Raw genomic sequence first — 18,409 nt, forward strand, 5'->3', positions numbered from 1 at the left:
TACTTACCATATAAGACTGGCAATAATCCTACCTGAATGATAATAACACTAAATTCCCAACCTGCTTAATTCCGGATCGTTTCCGTTATTCTTCAGAATTTTACTCTTAACATTACGCTTCCCACTGAAATTATATCTGAACGTTACCCGAAACCTTCTGGTGTCACGTTTAATCACGCTGGTCGAAATAGTAGGTAACTCATTTGTTCTGACTATCATGTTTGAATCATAGAAAATATCACTCACATCAAACTTCAGTGAAGCTCTGTTTTTCCAAAAAGTTTTCTTAATTCCTGCAGAAAGATCAGAAAATCCACCTATATCATACAGTCCGTCAAAGAAAGATGAATAATAATAAAAGTTTAATTCAGCAGACCAATTATGCTTAAAGCTAAATGCGTTATAAGCACTTACCGTATAATAATATTTAGATTTCTTCATCACAATAGCGGGATTCAACGCGGAAGGAAATTTCAAATCCTTATAGAAACCATTGATCCCTATGTTAGCGTTCCAGCGTGATGTTAATTTCAATGGAACATCTAAAGAAGCTGATAGCAGATGACTTTTCAAAAAATTCATTTGTGTAGCGGTAAAACGTAATGAAGCAGGATCATACAGATACAAATCACTAATTGCATCATTTGTAATCGTATACCCTACTCTCAAACTATAATCCTTATAAATCTGATTTAAAAAAAAGCTGTTCGCATATTCTGGTTTAAGCAGCGGGTTTCCACGTTGAGTGGTATAATTATCAATATATAATTCAAATGGGATCAGTTTTTCGTAAGCTGGCCTGCTTATATTTCTCGCATAGCCTATGGAAGATGAAAAATCGGTATTCCACTTGTAATCCAATCTCAGATTCGGAAATAATCTGAAATAAGAATCATGGATGTTATTAATAACGCCAAAACTTGTATTCTCACCTCGTATTCCAGCCTGGAAAGATGTTTTCTGACTTAATACATAATTCAGGTTAAGATAAGCAGCTGATACTTTTTCATAATAGCCTATCTCACTAATACCATCATCATTCGTATTCCAGGTGCTGTTTGAGAAATTATCAGTAATTTGTTTACTTTGATTTGAAGTGTAAGTATACTTTACACCGCCTTCCAGGAATAACTCTTTTGACCACATCTTTGTATAATCTGCAGATAAAGTATATATATTGAAATCTGCCGGTGCAAAATTTCTGATCTTACTGTTCGTAGTTGTATTAGAATTCTGATCCAGCTGACTCTGCTCAAATATTTGTGTTTTATCATTCTTATATTTCACATAGCTACCCAGAATGATCAGATTAGAGCCTAAACTATCAAAATCAGCTTTGTATTTCAAATTATAATTGAACAAATCAGCTGCATATTTGATATTGTTCCGGCTGGAAGTTAGCAGTCGCTGATCTACAATTGATATTTGTGAATTTACATCACCCAATCCATTATAAGTGACTTTGGTAAATCCGAATTCTGCCCCGATTGTGTTTTTATTATTAATATGATAACTCAGACCAGTATTCAGATAGGTATTTTTGACCTTATTATCTGAAAAATCAACGTCCTGCTTAAAATCCCCTATTTTATCCGCCCCTTTATACAGATCCCTGTTCTGATATCCTTGTTCTACCTGTGTTTTTTGCGAATAACTGGCATTTGTTGTAAAATCTATCTTTTTTGTACTTAAGTTAAAACTGCCATTTCCGCCACCGCCACTACGCTTCCCTACACTGCCATTTCCGCCCACAGAAGCATACCATCCGGCTGTTTTGTTTTTTTTGGTATATATCTCAATTACACCTCCGCTTGCATTTGCGTCATACTTTGAAGACGGATTGGTAATGATCTCTATCCTGTCAATCAGGTCACCGGGAATTGCAGATAATATACTTTCTAAAGATGTACCAGGCAACCGCTTACCATCAAGAATGATTAAAACATTTGATTTCCCAAGCATGCGGACCTGCCCATTGGTAACCTGCAGAGATGGTGCCATAGCCAGAATACTAAAGAGGTCATTTCCGGCTGCAAGAATACTCTGATCAACGTTCATAATAATTCTGTCAGGCTTTTGTACAATGAGCTTTTTCTTTGCTGAGATTACCACTTCTCTCAAATCTTTGCTATTTACTTTTAGAATGATCTTACTGAGATTCAACGTCTGCTGATTGTCGACTGCTATCTTTTGATGGTAAGAACCGTAACCCATAGCATTAACTTCTAACAAATAATTGCCAGGCTTAATCTTTTGAAGCTGAAAATCACCAGTTAACCCAGTAATCGCTCCCTGAATAAGTTTAAATGTAGCAGAATCTTTTTTTAGCTGAATAGTTGCGTAAATAACCGGCGAATTTTCATTATCAATTACCTGCCCTGAAATCATCTGCTGTGCATGAGTAAGGGTTGAATATCCTGCCAAAGCAACACAAAGGAGAAATTTTAAAAAAGAGCAGGAGATTATCTTGGTCATGGATTAATAAAATAAATACTGATAACCGAAAATACGGCTGTATCAGCTTAAAATTAAAAACGATACACCAACTCCCGGTTTCCATGGACAAATACCAAAATAAAGAATATAAAAGCCTCCAAATTATTTCTTTTTGCCCAGTAAGCCTAATTGTAATTTTTCGAACAAATTAACACGGTATGATTCCCCGACCGGGATATATTTATCATTATTAATGAGCTTCAGTTGATTTCCATCAATATAGTTAACCTTATCAATTGAAACAATATAAGATTTATGCACTCTGATAAAACCTGCGTCTGCCAGCCTGGTTTCCAGATCACGGATATTCAGTAAAGCTATAGTACGAATGTTTTGATGATAAATGGATACATAATTCTTCAATCCTTCGATATATTCAATATCCTTATAATTTATTTTGATGAACTTACCCTTCTGTTCGGTTTTAACAAAAATGTGATTCTCTACATTTGCAAATGATTTCTGTTCAATCATTTTGCTGGTAATAATATTTAGCGCTTTCTGGGCAGCTTTCATAAACCTGCTGAGTGAAACAGGTTTGAGCAAATAGTCTATCACATCATTTTCATAACCCTTCATGGCATAGTCGTCATATGCGGTTATCATAATGATTCCCGCTCTTGATTGATTAACTTCAATAAAGTCAAGTCCGGAAAAAGGCTCCATGTGTACATCCAGGAAAACCAAATCAACATTTACCTTATTCATAAAGTCTAACGCTTCAATAGGGCTGGTAAATGAATTTTCAAATTTCAAAAATGGAATTTGTTCCACATAGCCTTTGATCAGATCAATGATATGTTGCTCATCATCTATAATTATACATGAAATCATAATTTATAAGCTTATAGTTATATTTGTAATATAGGTTTCTTTGGTTTCTATGACCTCATAAGTATGTCTGGAGCCATAATGCGTATGAAGTCTTTTAATCAGATTTTTTAATCCCACTTCTCCCTTTCCTGCAAAATTTTTGTTAATGACTTTTTTCCTGTTAAAACTGGTTAAGATCATGAAGTCATCCCCGAATGTAATCTTGATTTGCATAGGGGCATCCGCTTCTTTAAATTCTCCGTACTTAAAAGCGTTTTCAACGATAGTAATTATAATTAAAGGAATGATACGACGACCTTCCAATTCACCGGATACATCAAATTCTATAAAAAAGGTATCATTGAATCTTAATTTGTAAATTTTAATCAGGTTTCTAACCTGAATAATCTCATCTTCCACTAAAACAGTTCCCCGCGAATCAACATCATTTGATAAGGCATAACGCATAATATCAGACAATGTCATAATACTTTCAGCGAGTACTGTAGAGATATTGACCGCTTTGGAGTACAAAAAACTAAGTGTATTATAAAGGAAATGAGGATTGATCTGCGCTTTTAAATAGGCCAGTTCTGTTTGCAGGTAGTCTTTCTGAAGTTCGATGGTAAGATCCTGCTGAATGGCTTTCTCCTTTTCTATCGAGCGTATTCTCCTCTCTCTGTTAATAGAATATCTGTAAGCTATTGAAATAATATAGAATTGAAAAAACAAATAAAATACCTCAGCAGTAAACCCTCTGAAATTGGTTACACGCTCTACACCAGCAATAGAAAGTACCAGTATAAATTTGATCAGAAACCTGAATGCCCCATATAACCCAAGCTCTATACAGGTAATCAGGATGAACTGAAAGAATTTCCTTCGTTCATAAAAGGGAATAACATAGAAAGCATTAGTATAAAAAAGCCCGATAATTAATAGATGTGACAGCAAAAAATCTACAAAGGAATATCTCTCTCCAGTAAAAAGGAGAACAGACAATTTCAAAAGAAAATAGGTTAACCATAATAAAAAATGGACTCTGATTACCCCTTTCGAAATTATGACCTTAAAAAAACTGCGACTCATTAATCATAATGCATTACTAAAGATACGTTAAAAGAGAATATTTTCTCATAATAATTAATGATGAAATATTCTATCAAACAATGTAACACTTTTGATTGTAATTTTCACATTATTTTTGACTCCATAAGATAAAAAATTACCATTAGATTCATAAAGATCAGGAATTGCAGTTATATAGTACTTATGATTAATAATAGTCACTAAATTGACAACACCAGTTATCTTTTGATTATTTAAATTCTTAATAGAGAAATCATGAATCACAGACACCCGTTGCCCAACTTTTATCTTTGCACTATCACGATCAGATAAGTCTAGTGCGAGGATCAGGGAATGGTCACGTTTACCAGCAGGAGTTTCAGTGCCGGGTGTTGCATGCGTGACCAGCGCAAGGCCATAAACATAATTTGGATACTTTACCGTATAGGAAAAAAAAGCCAGTAACAGGAATGCAATTAACACCAAATAATTACCCCATAACATACTCCAGCCTGATATAGGCCCCAGAAGCTGCTCCCGCCTTAATTCATCTGATATTTCAATTTGCGTTTTCATTTCTTTTAATTTCCTAATTCCAATTGGTTTTTAACCAGATTATAATAAGCACCTTTAGTTTTGATCAGACTCTGATGACTACCAGTCTCAATAATTTCTCCGTCATTTAATACCAGAATCTGATCTGCATTTTTCACTGTGCTTAAGCGGTGAGCAATAATCAAGACTGTTTTACCCGTATAGAAATCAGTTAAATTGTCGGTTATCTTTTTCTCATTATTGGCGTCGAGTGCACTTGTAGCTTCGTCAAAAAATAGAAAATCAGGATCTTTATAAACTGCCCTTGCGATTAAAATCCGTTGTTTCTGCCCGGTGCTGAGGCCTGTACCATTTGCACCCAGGATGGTTTCAAAACCCAGAGGTAAATTCACGATGTAATCTTTTATATTGGCTACTTCGGTAGCTAGATTCAATTTTTCGTAATCTATGACAGTATCACCCACAATAATGTTATTCTTAATCGTATCAGAGAAAATATACCCCTCCTGCATAACTGAGCCACATTTATCTCTCCATGAGGAATTAGATATCTGCTGAAGGGCCGAACTTCCAACCCTGATACTCCCTTCAATAGGAACGTAAAATTTCAGTAAAAGCTTCAATAAGGTAGTTTTCCCGCTTCCACTTGCCCCCACAATAGCTGTCACTTTATTTTTCGGGATGGAAAAATTCAGATTCCTCAGCACCCGCCTGTCATCCGAACTGGACGCATCATATTTAAAAGAGACGTTTTCAAAAACAATATCACTATGCTCAGGAAGCTCATGAACAGCATCTATTCCGATAAAATCTTCATCCTCTTTTTTATGAATTTCATTAATGCGTTCTAAACTCAGTTTGGCATCCTGATAATTCTGCATAAAATCGACAAATTGAGCGACCGCCCCATTTAACTGTCCGTTTATAAAAGCTATGGATAACATCATGCCAAGAGATATTTCTCCTTTGATAACCAATTGCGCTGCGAAAAAGGTAATCAGGATATTTTTAAGCTCGTTAATAGTCGAAGCACCTGCAGATTGATACTGCTTGAGTGACAAACTTTTAAGGTTTATCTTAAAGAGGTCAACCTGAAGCTCTTCCCACTGAATAGTTTTGCTTCTTTCGGCATTATGCAATTTAATCTCCTGCATGCCATAAATCAATTCCAGATTTTTATCCTGATTGATAGAGAGCTGATTGAATCTTTTATAATCAATAATAGCCCTTCTTTTCATAAATATAGTTATCCAGGAGAAATGAATCATACTTCCTATCAGGAAAACCATAAAAATTATACTATTATAATATAGCAGTACTCCACCAAAAATCAAAAAGTTAAATAAGGTAAACAGAATGGTCAGTGCTCCTGAGGTCAAAAAATTCTCTACACGCTGATGGTCTAATATTCTTTGTAAAATATCACCGGTTACCTTAGCATCGAAAAACTTTAACGGTAAACGGGTAAGTTTATGAAAAAACTCAGAAAGTAAATTTAAATTGATCCTGCTGCTAAGATGAACTAAAATATGCCCTCTTATTAGCTCTACACTTGTTCTTCCTACAAACAGCACAACCTGGCATAATAACATCAGGTAAATAAAATCAATACTATTTTGCTGTACCCCAACATCAATGATACTTTGATTGATAAATGGGAACAACAGCTGCAAAACTGTTCCGATAAACAATCCAACCAATAGCTGGAAAACCAGCTTTTTATACTTTTTTAAATACTTAACAACAAATTTTATATCTGTCTTTGCAGATCTTGAATGAATATTTTGATTGAGATGAAAATCTTCGGTTGGCTCTAAGACCAATAGCACTCCCGAATTATCCCCTATTGACCAATGTTTTAAAAATTCCTCTCTTTTATAAGTGATCAGTCCAAGTGCCGGATCGGAAACGTACACATGTTTTTTAGTCATTTTGTAGATGACTACAAAATGTTTCTGCTGCCAATAAGCAATACATGGAAATAAAGATTCAGAGAACAGATCCTCGATAGAAATTTTAATCCCTTCCGCAATATATCCAACTTTTTCGGCAGCTATCCTGAGCCCGTGAAAAGTACTTCCTAATCTACTGGTATTACATTCTTCTCTTAAATATTCCAGTGAAAAATACTTTCCATAGAATTTTGAAATGATCCTGAGACAGGTTGGCCCGCAGTCCATCACGTCATGTTGTCTATAATGTGGAAATTGATAAAACATAGGACGGTTATTAAACTTGTGAAACTTTTTTGTCTATTGCATTACGCGTGATGTATGCCTTAAGCAAGTGATTATAAATTACCACCTCATTTTTCCTTGTATTAGCGTTAATCCCTCTGTTCACAATCATATGAATAATAGATACTACGATATTATCAATCTGTTCCCGGGTATTTACAGCTTTTAAATGAGTTACAAATGGTGCAATTAATTTACTGCGTCTGGAAAGTATAGTATTGAACGTACTGATATGATACTGATCAATAATTCCTGTCGCATTTAAGGCATCTTCAATTTGCCCTCTCAAATCCCGGTAAGATTTATCTATACTTATTTTCCCCAGTTTGTCTACCCCGAACTCTGAAGAAAGCGCATTGGTCAGGCCCTTGAAAAGTGAAATTCTTTCTGTCAGATCAAATCCAAAATCAGATATAACTGCATCTATTGATTTGACTACAAACATCCACCGCAGTGTACTCAAATCATAATCAAATGCCTGATCCAGAAATCTGAGATATGCTTTGCTGTCCAGATAAAAAATTGATTCAATCTGACTGATGTTAGCACTCCCATAACGTTCCAGTTCTCTCACATACGGATCAATCTGAACCCGCCAGATATGACCATTTAACAGCGCATTATCCAGATAGGTATTGACAAGCTGCGAAACTAATGCTATATCATTTGCCCCATTGGTTAAATGAAAACGAATCCTGAGATGCGTTTTCGGATCTTCATAACGCATAAAAAAATATTCGTCTATTAAACCCTGGTTTTGCAATTGATTACACAGCGGATACAATACTTCTTTTAATATTTTATCTGACGTATTTAATCCGCAGTATACTTTATAATAGAGCCATTCTGATCCGAAAGCATAAGATCTTGGTTGTACAGATTCATTATCTGGTTCAATAACAAATCTTTGTGTTTTAATAGCTTTATATGTTTCTTGATGATGCAGTAAGGAAGCCACATATTGATTGGCATATAATTCACCCTGCTCATCTTTAAGGAAATCAGGAGAAACAGGCAGCAGATATTCACGCAGCACGATTTTCTCTTTTTTACCGGCTGTATTTAACAGGGTCTTTACAGATAAAATATTCTCCAGATCTACTAATAATTCATTATCTCCGTCAACAAGTATAATCAGTGCAGGCAAGTTCCATTTTTTTCTAAAATCACTTACTGCAGCAGGCAGCAGATGATCGTCCTGATTATACAAATTATCTAAATCAGTCCTGGACAAACCCCAGGTAGCTGCAAACAAAACTGTATTTTTAAAAGTCAGCCTTGGCAAAAAGGCAAATTCAATAGATAAATTTCCCCAGTTAAAATAAGTGCCTACACATTGTTGCTGTGTTTGTATATCACATAAAAACTCATAAATAGGCAAAGTCCTGAAAGATGAATTATGTGCACTCGTTAACCTTGGAATAATTCTTTTATTTAATCTTTTACTTCTCAAATAGACTATTCCGTCAGTTACAGAGACTAAAATATCATCAAGTAAAATGGTATACTCTTCAGATTTAGAGGATTGTGCCAAATAAGGAATTTCGTACTCATGATAAGAGGGGCGCAGTAATATATTGCCTACTCTATTTTCAGGCAGATGGACAACTTCACAGAAAATAACATCTGGATTAGCATTCGTTTCATGTTCAATGATTGATTCGATAGTCTGATTCATCGCTGCTGAACCATGGCCAAATCTACCAAAGAAATTTCCTGCACTGGGCCCTCCCACTCCTTCAATACTGATATCAAGATTTTCATGTTGAATCTGTCTGAAAACTACAGATGTGGAAGACGGAAATTCACTTAAATAACTTTTGAAGGTGGAAATTTCTTCTGTTTTAATACTTATTTCATATAATCCTGCCTTATTAGCATCCATCAATCTGGAAAAGATCCATCGCTGCAAAGGATCCCAGACAATTTGGTTAACCTGCTCAGAAACTGATGTATGGTTGAGTTTTACATGATCGGTTAAAGGGGAAATATGCTGGTTACTAATTACGCCGTACCCAATGCCTATTTCGGGATCCAAGACATTAAATAAAGGGATTTCCTGGGTATCGTATCGTTCAGCAAATGACCTTGCAAAGGTTGTCATCTTAGTTCTTTTACTTGGATTGCAGATTTTACTTAAAACTTCTACTGCTTCCAAAAGCTGGTTTTGGATAGTACTATCTAAACCACCTTTAATAATTTCTTTTGTTAAATCTGTTTGAAACAACTTGTTTTCATCGAATTCAATTTCCATTGTCCTGATCAGTTCAATAAGCTGATGATACACTTCTACTGAATTATCGACCCTCAAATCTATTTCTTTCAAGACCAGATTAATATCAATTAATTTAGTTAAAACTGATTTTAAGATTGGCGATCGTTTTTCATTGACTATTCTTGAAAAAACATCAATAACCTGATACACATATTCTTTGCCAGTAATCATAGGTTCCAGCTCACTCACCAATAACTGATTATCTATGAGTTCATTGATGTAAGCTTTGGCCGTTCTTTTTTTAACACCTTCTTTTTCGAGTAATGTGACAAGATCCGGAAAACTGCATCCGTTTTTAGCATGTAACATCACAGCTTCAAGATATACTGAGGAATCTGCACTACTTAATTTGTGCTGACGAAGCCCGAAAATATATTCATATTCAGCATATCTGATCTGTTTTCCAACATAGTAATGACTTGAATTGGGAAAGTATTTCAAATTAGTCCTTATTGTGTCTTTTTTGCCTAATTCCGCAATCAGATCACAAAGATATTGCATGTCCAAACGAGTCTTCCTTTCTGATTCTCCGAGGACTATCGTTTCTGCTTTATCTGTCCAGGAGACAGTTGCACAGCCGGAGAAAAGGCCAAATGGAGTACTTCTTGTACTCATTCTAAGATAATACTTTGTCAGTGATTGTATGATTTTAATTCTTTTAGGATCGGAAAGTGCTAATCCGGGCAATAGTTCTGCCTGTTGATGGAGCACAGGAGAAGCCAGATATAATGCTTCCATAAAAGATCTATTATTAATCAGCCCGGCCGCTTCCTGCTCAGTTGTTCCGGAAATGAAAGGTAGAGCCGGAGTCCTCAGAACGACATTATTTGCGAAAGAAAAATTAGATTTTGAAATCATATAAATAAAAATTTAGACCAGGTTAAATTTTCAGGATAAAGAGATGAAAGCAATACCAGGCCAGTACCAACTACTCCATCCAATAAAGAGTTGATGTTTTCTTTCGTATTAAGATTTTGATCTAGCTCTCTGTTAGCCAATACCAGAGTTTCGGCAATCCAGAACTCGTATGCTTTCAGGTAATTATCTTCTTGAGATTGTGTATAAAGATTTAAATAAAGGTAGGCAAGCCCTGAAGATCCGTGGCAGAAAGCGCTATCCCTGACCCCGGTTGAAATTTCATTCTTCCTGCTTAAAGTTGCCATTCCGAAGATATGTCCATAATCAACATATTCCTTTTTGTCCAGTATCCGGCCAGCTTTATAAAATAACATGACCTGATTTAAATCACCATAACACCAGGCAAGTCTGTTACTTAAAGTATACTCCTGTGTGATACGATCATAACCAAGCGGAAAAAATGAATAATGCCCATGCTCAGCCTCCATGTTAATTTTTGACTGAAGGACATATTGTATACATTTTATAATAGCTGAATATAAGCCACTGATACTTTTGTTTTTTTCATAGACATCTAACAGAACACTTAACATCCCTGACATACCATGTGCTAATCCAAAATCAAAATTTTCTTTTTGACGATCAGGAAACGAATTGATAAAAGCCACCCGGTTAAAATCAATGTTAATGGCTTTACTGATTAATAGCTCAGTGAGTTCATTGATATAAACTTCAGTACTGGTGTCATCCGATTGACTGAAATAATGTAAAATGCCAATTGTTCCGTAGAGATTATCAATAAAGTCACAATCGATCCATTTTTTTGCCTGTATAAAAATAGGTTCATGAATTTCATTAACCACAATTGATTGAAAAAAATCAAGCTTTTCTTCAGATTTAAAATGTGATATTACACTTAAGAGTCCGGTTATCCCGCCAGCATAACTCAGATCAATTTCATCTTCAGTAAAATATGCTGTTACAATTTCGTTAAACAGCTCTTCAATTTTATCTTTATCAATACCACCAGTATTGTTCAAAAAAGAATAAGAATAAAAGACTAAGACTCCAAGTTTACCATTCACTAAACTTAAATCAGCTGACTGATTTCTCTCTAACAGCTTGTGTATACTGTTAACCGTATTCATGATTGGTCCCCTTGTCATTATAGTAGTGATCTTAAAAATTATTGTGAATTGTTAAGACTACGACAGTACCAGGAGTTCCAGTGGTCATCATTGTAGTATCGAAGGTTTCACGTGCCTGAGGTCTGCCACCTGCAATATATTTCATCTGCTCAGTGTTAAGTTTGACAATAGTTCTTTTATTAAGGTTGAGGAGTGATTTTGGCGTTTTCATGATTCTCTTGGTTAGGTTGTTATTAAACAAAATCAAGAACAGGAACTTTAAAGTTCCCATTCTTGTAAAAAGGTACTAGGCAGTAGTAGTTGGTTGAGTTGGTTGAGTTGGTTCAGTAGGTTTGATAGTACAAGAAGAACTTTTGAATACACATACATCTCCAAGAGCTGCTTTACCACCAGCAATTTGGTCTAAAGATTTGTCATCTAATTTTGCGATAGTTTTTTTGTTCAGTTTCATGTTTAGTTTTGAATTTTTCATGTTGTTTGGTTTTGTTTTTTTTATGCCTACTCTATTTAAGTTTTTCGGCTTTCACTTTTTTTTTCTTCAAACAAATTATTCGTTTGTTTATGATTCAAAAGTATAGCTAGCCAAAAAAAATATGAAAAATAATACACCAAACGGAGGATTGTATATATGAAACCTGATTAAGAGAAGTATAATATTTATTGGACATACGACATACCTTGTGACAGGAGTCACAAAACACAAAAGTCTAATAATCAATGAAATGAGGCGAAATGTGATGTTTCAGATATCATCACACAGCGAATAGGTCCAGAAAATACAGGAGCCAGCTGAAGAAAGAGATACTATCTTTTCACTTTACCTGGTGAAATTGCAAATTTCTTCCGGAAAGCGGTACTAAAATGCTGGACAGATGAATAACCGAGTTCATAAGCAATGGACTTAATAGGCTTGTCTTCAAACAGTAACTCTTTCGCATAATTTAGCTTGTAATCACTTAAATAACCAAATATACTGTTATCAAACAGCCCTTTAAAACCCTGCTTAAGTTTAAATTCGTTAATGCCACAGATTTTTGCAAGCTGGGCAACTGTAGGCGGCTGGTGAATATGCTGAACCAGATAATCTCTGGCAAAATAAATACAGTCCTTGTCATAAGCAGATTGCAGAGGTATATTCTTTTTTTTCGTGATTGCGGCTTCAAAAGCTTCGGCCTGCAGGACAAGTAATTCTACACATTTTGATTGCAGAAACATCAGTTTTAATCCTTCTGCGTAGTTACAGTTGAGTATACTTTGTACACAATCACGCATCGCCAATGAGATTGGCAGGCTTTGTTCCGCTATTTGCGCATAACGTCCACCATCTATACGATCGGCTAATTCCTGAAGTGCCCGGCAAGAATTGTCGGATAGTTGCAGAAATTTCTCTTTTGCAAAATGCACCTCAAAGAAGCGGTAGTTGCGTCCGGTATCGTATTCACCTGTCCCATCGAGTTCAGGCATATAGATAATATTCTGCTGGTTGGAATTAAAAATATACTTCTGGTTATTGACCTGATTATAGATTGTACCATTACCAGACAAGGTAAAACGCAATTTAACCATATCCGGCACATCGTTGGTAGGTTTGAAATACAGTTGGTGTTGCTTGAATATCACATCACCATAAACGATGTAAATATCCGGAGTAGTAATCTGTACCAATTCCGCGTCGCTAAAAGAAAAGCTATACTTTTCCCTGGTTTCTGTCAACAATTGTTCCTTCAAAGAAAACTGTTCAAATTTGCCACCTACCCTTTTCCAGCTCCTATCATTCTTGCCAACATTGATTCCCATAAGGACAATTATGATAAAAAAAAAGGAACAATGCTAAAACGGTTTTTAAATAATCCGTTTTATATAAAAGGAAATCCGTATTGTGTAAATAAATCCGATAGCTATTTCTTCTTTTTGTCCGGATATTCTATTAAGCACTACTAAAACAAAATCACGATTAATGTCTGAAATAGTACGCAAAAATATTATAAAGCTTCGCCAGATCCGGGGAATAAGCCAGGTACAACTAGCCGCAAAATTAAACATATCTGCTCCGGCTTTATCCAAGATAGAAACAGGTGTTACTATTTTAACGCTGGACAGACTCATGGAAATAGCAAGGGCATTAGGTACTACCGCAAGTGAACTTATAGGGGAAACCGAAAAATTCCTACCCAACAAATATGTAGAAGAAATCAAAGTACTTAAAGAAGTGATCAATAATAAGGACGCTGAAATTCTGATACTCCACAAAAAACTGCTTAGTTTATATGAGGATAGTATCAGACTAAGAAAAATTACTGAATGTATCTCAGCATAGCTATCAGATATCATCTTTACTTTCATAGATAAAATTAACATTGTACCAGCCCATGAGGTCACTGGTATTAGTCATCTGAGCAAGAGATTCGAAATTAGCGCGCCCGGAAATAAACACATTTTTAAATAATGTTATACCATGTTCAGTACCCAAAGCGAAAGATGTATAAGGAGTATTTGACCTGTTGAATATATAGAAAGTCATTTTGTAGCTCAGGCATTTTTTAGATTTAACACCATACACTTCCCAGAAATCAGCATACCTGTTATGACATAATAGCGTATCTCCATTCAATTTATACCTGATGATGTCTGATTCTACTTTGTTAGGTAAAAGCGATAATGTATCCTTAGATTTAAAAATAAGATGATCCGGCGGGGTAAAATTCTTCACCCTGTCATTCCATAAGCTCTCGGGAGTATAATCTTTGGATACTTCTGTGCCACCTCCCGGTCCTCCCTTATAAACCTTGAATTCTGAAACTTCCATCTTTCCAGTGTACGAAAATGTAGGTTGAGCAACAGGGTCTATAATTGCAGGCTTATCAGACTTTTTGCAGGAAAACATCAAACTTAATGACAATAAGGAGACTGATAACAGAATATTTTTCATCGGGATTATTTCTAAATTATCATGTTTACCAAAAGTACAATTTATTTTCCCGTAGAGATATTTTAAAACATTATATTATTGTTATTTTATTTATTTTTAAATACACAATCGCAAAAAGCCAAAGGAAAAGAAAAATGAATTGTCCGGCATATCAAATTAAAAACTATAAATAATTCTCTGCGTTATTAGAGAAGATAAAATCAAACATCATGAAAATAACCATCTGTTATCTTACAATTTGTGCAGCTGTATTTGTATTGTATGGGTGTAATAGTAATAAGGACTCCAAGGATGCTGCTGATAGTGTAAACAGGGTTAAAGACAGAACGCTGAACGTCATGGCCAGAGGTACACTGGGTACAGATTTACCTGATGCAAATTTTGCCACAAAAACCGCAGCAAGAGGTCTGGCAGAAGTTGAACTGGGTAAACTTGTGCTAACAGATTCAGCAAGTACACAGCTAAAAGATTTCGCGAAAATTATGATCAGTGATTACAATAAGATAAATAAAGAATTAGCAGTGATAGCCCGGAAGAAAAACATTTCACTTCCCCTGGTACCGGACGATGAAGACCAGAAAAAAATAGATGAACTACATCATAAAGCGGGAGAAGATTTCGACGATACTTACTTAGAGGCTGTAGCTGATGCGCAAAAAAAAGCACTTCAACTCATGCAGGATGAATCAAAGAACAGTAAAGATCCGGATATTAAATTTTTTGCAGCCAGAACTATTCCAGTCATTCAATCGCATTTAGACATGATAAATAAAATTCATCCCAAAAACAGATAGAGTTTAGCTCCTACTGATGTCTTTTAACTTATACCGCAAAAGCATTCATAAATTTGGTCAGAAACTCTCTTGTACTCTCATTTGTGAGATTATCTTCTTTATGAAAAAGCTTTTCATTTCCTCCAACATAAGCTTCTGATTATTGCATTGTAGGAGAATTTAAAAATACAAGTGACTGCTGTAAATGGTAACTAACACAAAAAGAATAATTATGTATCAATGTATTTTTTTTGGATTTTTCATTCGATTCTATTTTAGCTTATAATTACAACTCTTTTATGCCGAATTTGAACAGATTAAAAAGGATAGGGTCGAAAATGCGTCCCCCACGTCATCCAACAGGAGGTTTTCACTTAGTACAAGCAACTGCTTACCTCGAAATTACATAATATAATATGAAGCCACAGGAGGTTTTACTTCAGTACTCTTTTTATTAATCATTTCCAGCAGATTACGCTCAATTGTTTGAGAAAGTGCCGTCATTGGGGTATCTGTTGGTATATTCTCAAAAGGATCCTGCATGATAATAGCCGTACGTTCAATACTTATAAATAAAACAGGTACCATAAAAGTCAGCAGAATTTCTATTATAGGATTATTATCTTCCAGTCCGAATGGCAGAATGGTCATTAACACATAGATTAAAAAATGGATCAGCACACTGTAAGATCTTGGAAATACGGTATTCTTGATCCGCTCACACTTACCCATTGAATCACAGAGACGCGCTATTGTTGCATCAATCTGTACTTGTTTATTTGCATCAAGATCAAAGCGTTGACTAATAAATGATAGTTCATCAGCATGTTTGTTTAATAACAGATTAGGTTTGTTATCACTATCCAGATCATGAGTTTGAAAATAATCATCCACTTTTTTCGATGATGGAATCCGTCTTAAGGATTCAGATAAAGCAAAACACCAGATAATCTGACGGCGGGCAAAAGATTCTATATGCGCTTCGCTATCAGACAACGCTGGCAAAAATTGCTTTATTTGTCTGATTAAAGACCTGCTATCATTAACAATAGCTCCCCAGACAACTCTTGCTTCCCACCATCGTTCATAGGATTGAGAGGTTCTGAAAGCCAGAAGCAGAGATAACGTAGTGCCAACAAATCCAGATAAGGATAATGGAATATTAATCGCCTTAAAAAAGCCATAGTGATCAAATGTACCAATCAATATAGCATAGATTGCGATAAAAATAATATCCCATTTAATAACACTGATAAAATAAGTAATTGAGATCTTCTTATTGATAAGCATAAAGTATATTTTGATATTAAACGTTAATCTTAAGACCAGAAGTACAGGTATATAAATATATAAGTTTTGTCTTTATTATAATGCATAAGCTTATACGGATATTCCTGCCCGCCGAAATAAGACAAGACACTCAAGCTGTTTCCCCTTCATCTTTCTGATAATACTATAAAGATAAACGATCAAATTAAGCTGTGATTCCATAAACTAAAACAATCAATAATTATCACATTATTAAAATTAATATATAATAGTTATATTTTAATTAATCGGTGGACTATTATTTTTTCAAATGTATCTTTATCCATTATTCTCCTCGATTTAAGGTACAATGAGTACATCATAAGACACTTATTTCGCAGGATTCACCTAAAAAAAAACAAACATTTAAAAAAATGAAAACATCTACCTGTCTCTACCTACTATTAATTATTGTTTTAACTGGTTGCTCAAAAGCGGATAACCCCGGCATTGGAAATAAGTATAGTGACTTAAAACCAGCTGAAGGAGGAAATATCAAAATCAGCGGGGCAAACATTTCGACATTTAGTGAAGCTGCCTCCAGTTCTCAGTCAAATACTAAAAAAATCAGTTCCATTGGGATTATGAGTGGCCCGAATGACAGGCCGCATACAATTGCTGCACTACACCTCAATCCTGCAGATATGTGGCTTGGAGATCAGGCAGGTATGACCTTTACAGGCTATACAGACGAATTTATCATGTTGCCGGAATGGTTGGGCCAGCAGGACAATTTTTATCTTGGATCACTGATTAAAGGAAATAGCATTGCCTCAGTTGAGATGAATCCTTTATCTGAACGCTTAGGTGATTATGAATCCAAACCAATTAGTGCATCTATTTCTTTACCGCTAAAAACTGTTACGGGAATGTATAACCCAACTGAACTAAGAACCTCTGAGTTTTATAGTAAACTTCTTACAGCGAATGGTATGCAAAACGGCCAAAAAGCAGCATTTAGCTATGACATTCAGGAATTCACTTATTATGATGAATTAAAGACGGTTTTTGGTTCCAATGCAAAGGTTGGTGCACTGTTTTTCGGGTCAAATACCACCACAACCAACGGAACTATGAAAATATCAAAGACAACCGGGCTTGTGGCTAAGTTTACACAAAAGAATTTTTCACTTGATATGGACGCTCCCGCAAAAGGTGAACTATATAATAATTTAAACTTAACGGCATTGGGTGGATATTGGCCGGCATACATCAGTACTATCACCTATGGATCAACGGGTATACTGGTAGTAGAAAGTAATGATGATCAGGAAGTAGTTAACAGTACTTATAAAAAAGCATTTTCGATTCTTGGAGGGCTGGTTTCTGGAGGATCTAACCTGACTGAAGCCGAGCAAGGCACAATCAACAGATCCAGTATGAAGATCTATTTTATTGGACCAAATGGAGCAGAAGCTATTAAGAGCATATTTACTATCGAGGAACTTACTAATTATATCAAAAAAGGATCTACATTCTCTGCTCAGTCTCCTGGTGTCCCTATATCATTTAAAATGAAATCCTTACCAGATAATAAACCACTGATAAGTAATTTCAAAATTGATTTACCGGTGGACATGATTTATGTGAAATACCGAAAAAACCAGGTGGGTGATGAAAACTCAGGATTTGGAGTAGAAATGTATGTAGATTCATTTGCAGATGCCAAATGTAAAATTCCGATTATTACCCCAGAGCGAATTTCGTTTTATTTCAGTAGTAAACCTGAGTGTGAAAGTCCATTCGGTTGTCCATCCATAACAACCGCAGTACGTGGAGTGAGACAGGGAACAACAAGATTTATTGATAAATATCAAATCAAGTATCTGGAAATGGCAAGTCAGGTCCGGCTGATAAATTCACCTAAAAATGAATATACGCCAATCTGGTAGATATCTGAGAGAATAGACTCTGGTTACCATAAGAACCTTGTCTAAAAGGACAAGGTT

15 protein-coding genes are annotated in these 18,409 nt (G+C 35.3%); 3 read left to right on the forward strand and 12 right to left on the reverse strand.

The window, feature by feature from the left end; translation table 11 throughout:
* Positions 1 to 48 precede the first annotated feature (48 nt).
* From PL_RS03070 to PL_RS03115, 10 genes are all read right to left on the reverse strand, one after another.
* A complete protein-coding gene (locus tag PL_RS03070; protein ID WP_348620957.1) occupies positions 49 to 2,475 on the reverse strand; it encodes an outer membrane beta-barrel protein in 2,427 nt (808 codons plus the stop codon).
* Between the two features lie 123 nt (positions 2,476 to 2,598).
* On the reverse strand, positions 2,599 to 3,330 hold the full coding sequence (locus PL_RS03075) for a LytR/AlgR family response regulator transcription factor (protein ID WP_041878743.1): 732 nt from the start codon (positions 3,328 to 3,330) through the stop codon (positions 2,599 to 2,601).
* A gap of 3 nt (positions 3,331 to 3,333) precedes the next feature.
* Positions 3,334 to 4,317, reverse strand: a complete 984-nt coding sequence (locus PL_RS03080) for a sensor histidine kinase (RefSeq protein ID WP_348620959.1) — start codon at positions 4,315 to 4,317, stop codon at positions 3,334 to 3,336.
* A gap of 135 nt (positions 4,318 to 4,452) precedes the next feature.
* Complete coding sequence (locus tag PL_RS03085) at positions 4,453 to 4,953, reverse strand: hypothetical protein (RefSeq protein ID WP_041878747.1); 501 nt, start codon at positions 4,951 to 4,953, stop codon at positions 4,453 to 4,455.
* 5 nt (positions 4,954 to 4,958) lie between these two features.
* The gene (locus tag PL_RS03090; RefSeq protein WP_041878749.1) at positions 4,959 to 7,151 is read right to left on the reverse strand and encodes a peptidase domain-containing ABC transporter; all 2,193 of its coding nucleotides are present in this window, start codon (positions 7,149 to 7,151) and stop codon (positions 4,959 to 4,961) included.
* Positions 7,152 to 7,161: 10 nt separating this feature from the next.
* Complete coding sequence (locus PL_RS03095) at positions 7,162 to 10,302, reverse strand: lantibiotic dehydratase (RefSeq protein ID WP_348620962.1); 3,141 nt, start codon at positions 10,300 to 10,302, stop codon at positions 7,162 to 7,164.
* Positions 10,299 to 11,450 carry a lanthionine synthetase LanC family protein gene (locus PL_RS03100; RefSeq protein ID WP_041878755.1) on the reverse strand — a complete coding sequence of 384 codons (1,152 nt, stop codon included), beginning with the start codon at positions 11,448 to 11,450 and terminating at the stop codon, positions 10,299 to 10,301. Before PL_RS03100 ends, PL_RS03095 begins: the two co-directional genes overlap by 4 nt.
* Before the next feature lie 31 nt (positions 11,451 to 11,481).
* Complete coding sequence (locus PL_RS03105; protein ID WP_152620259.1) at positions 11,482 to 11,661, reverse strand: class I lanthipeptide; 180 nt, start codon at positions 11,659 to 11,661, stop codon at positions 11,482 to 11,484.
* Positions 11,662 to 11,736: 75 nt separating this feature from the next.
* Entirely contained in the window at positions 11,737 to 11,922 is a 186-nt protein-coding gene (locus PL_RS03110; RefSeq protein WP_041878759.1) for a class I lanthipeptide, read from the reverse strand.
* Positions 11,923 to 12,254: 332 nt separating this feature from the next.
* Positions 12,255 to 13,247 carry a helix-turn-helix domain-containing protein gene (locus tag PL_RS03115; protein WP_052496078.1) on the reverse strand — a complete coding sequence of 331 codons (993 nt, stop codon included), beginning with the start codon at positions 13,245 to 13,247 and terminating at the stop codon, positions 12,255 to 12,257.
* 124 nt (positions 13,248 to 13,371) lie between these two features.
* On the opposite strand from PL_RS03115, the gene PL_RS03120 reads away from it, so the two are divergent.
* The gene (locus tag PL_RS03120) at positions 13,372 to 13,767 is read left to right on the forward strand and encodes a helix-turn-helix domain-containing protein (RefSeq protein WP_262496921.1); all 396 of its coding nucleotides are present in this window, start codon (positions 13,372 to 13,374) and stop codon (positions 13,765 to 13,767) included.
* A gap of 3 nt (positions 13,768 to 13,770) precedes the next feature.
* Here the strand turns inward: PL_RS03120 and PL_RS03125 are convergent, their stop codons facing one another.
* The gene (locus PL_RS03125) at positions 13,771 to 14,379 is read right to left on the reverse strand and encodes a hypothetical protein (protein ID WP_152620261.1); all 609 of its coding nucleotides are present in this window, start codon (positions 14,377 to 14,379) and stop codon (positions 13,771 to 13,773) included.
* Between the two features lie 209 nt (positions 14,380 to 14,588).
* Between PL_RS03125 and PL_RS03130 the strand changes: the two genes are divergently transcribed.
* On the forward strand, positions 14,589 to 15,173 hold the full coding sequence (locus PL_RS03130) for a DUF4142 domain-containing protein (RefSeq protein WP_348620965.1): 585 nt from the start codon (positions 14,589 to 14,591) through the stop codon (positions 15,171 to 15,173).
* A gap of 381 nt (positions 15,174 to 15,554) precedes the next feature.
* Here the strand turns inward: PL_RS03130 and PL_RS03135 are convergent, their stop codons facing one another.
* Positions 15,555 to 16,442 carry a bestrophin family protein gene (locus tag PL_RS03135; RefSeq protein WP_041878767.1) on the reverse strand — a complete coding sequence of 296 codons (888 nt, stop codon included), beginning with the start codon at positions 16,440 to 16,442 and terminating at the stop codon, positions 15,555 to 15,557.
* A 392-nt stretch (positions 16,443 to 16,834) separates the two neighbouring features.
* Between PL_RS03135 and PL_RS03140 the strand changes: the two genes are divergently transcribed.
* Positions 16,835 to 18,352 carry a thiol-activated cytolysin family protein gene (locus tag PL_RS03140; RefSeq protein WP_041878769.1) on the forward strand — a complete coding sequence of 506 codons (1,518 nt, stop codon included), beginning with the start codon at positions 16,835 to 16,837 and terminating at the stop codon, positions 18,350 to 18,352.
* Positions 18,353 to 18,409: the final 57 nt, after the last annotated feature.

The sequence above is a fragment of the Pedobacter lusitanus genome (assembly GCF_040026395.1).
Lineage (GTDB): Bacteria > Bacteroidota > Bacteroidia > Sphingobacteriales > Sphingobacteriaceae > Pedobacter > Pedobacter lusitanus.

Excerpts from the sequence above, each read along its gene's own strand:
- PL_RS03095 (WP_348620962.1), bottom strand. The coding sequence starts at position 10,302 with ATGATTTCAAAATCTAATTTTTCTTTCGCAAATAATGTCGTTCTGAGG.
- PL_RS03085 (WP_041878747.1), bottom strand. The coding sequence starts at position 4,953 with ATGAAAACGCAAATTGAAATATCAGATGAATTAAGGCGGGAGCAGCTT.
- PL_RS03140 (WP_041878769.1), top strand. The coding sequence starts at position 16,835 with ATGAAAACATCTACCTGTCTCTACCTACTATTAATTATTGTTTTAACT.
- PL_RS03075 (WP_041878743.1), bottom strand. The coding sequence starts at position 3,330 with ATGATTTCATGTATAATTATAGATGATGAGCAACATATCATTGATCTG.
- PL_RS03110 (WP_041878759.1), bottom strand. The coding sequence starts at position 11,922 with ATGAAAAATTCAAAACTAAACATGAAACTGAACAAAAAAACTATCGCA.
- PL_RS03100 (WP_041878755.1), bottom strand. The coding sequence starts at position 11,450 with ATGAATACGGTTAACAGTATACACAAGCTGTTAGAGAGAAATCAGTCA.
- PL_RS03125 (WP_152620261.1), bottom strand. The coding sequence starts at position 14,379 with ATGAAAAATATTCTGTTATCAGTCTCCTTATTGTCATTAAGTTTGATG.
- PL_RS03070 (WP_348620957.1), bottom strand. The coding sequence starts at position 2,475 with ATGACCAAGATAATCTCCTGCTCTTTTTTAAAATTTCTCCTTTGTGTT.
- PL_RS03130 (WP_348620965.1), top strand. The coding sequence starts at position 14,589 with ATGAAAATAACCATCTGTTATCTTACAATTTGTGCAGCTGTATTTGTA.
- PL_RS03115 (WP_052496078.1), bottom strand. The coding sequence starts at position 13,247 with ATGGGAATCAATGTTGGCAAGAATGATAGGAGCTGGAAAAGGGTAGGT.
- PL_RS03135 (WP_041878767.1), bottom strand. The coding sequence starts at position 16,442 with ATGCTTATCAATAAGAAGATCTCAATTACTTATTTTATCAGTGTTATT.
- PL_RS03105 (WP_152620259.1), bottom strand. The coding sequence starts at position 11,661 with ATGAAAACGCCAAAATCACTCCTCAACCTTAATAAAAGAACTATTGTC.
- PL_RS03090 (WP_041878749.1), bottom strand. The coding sequence starts at position 7,151 with ATGTTTTATCAATTTCCACATTATAGACAACATGACGTGATGGACTGC.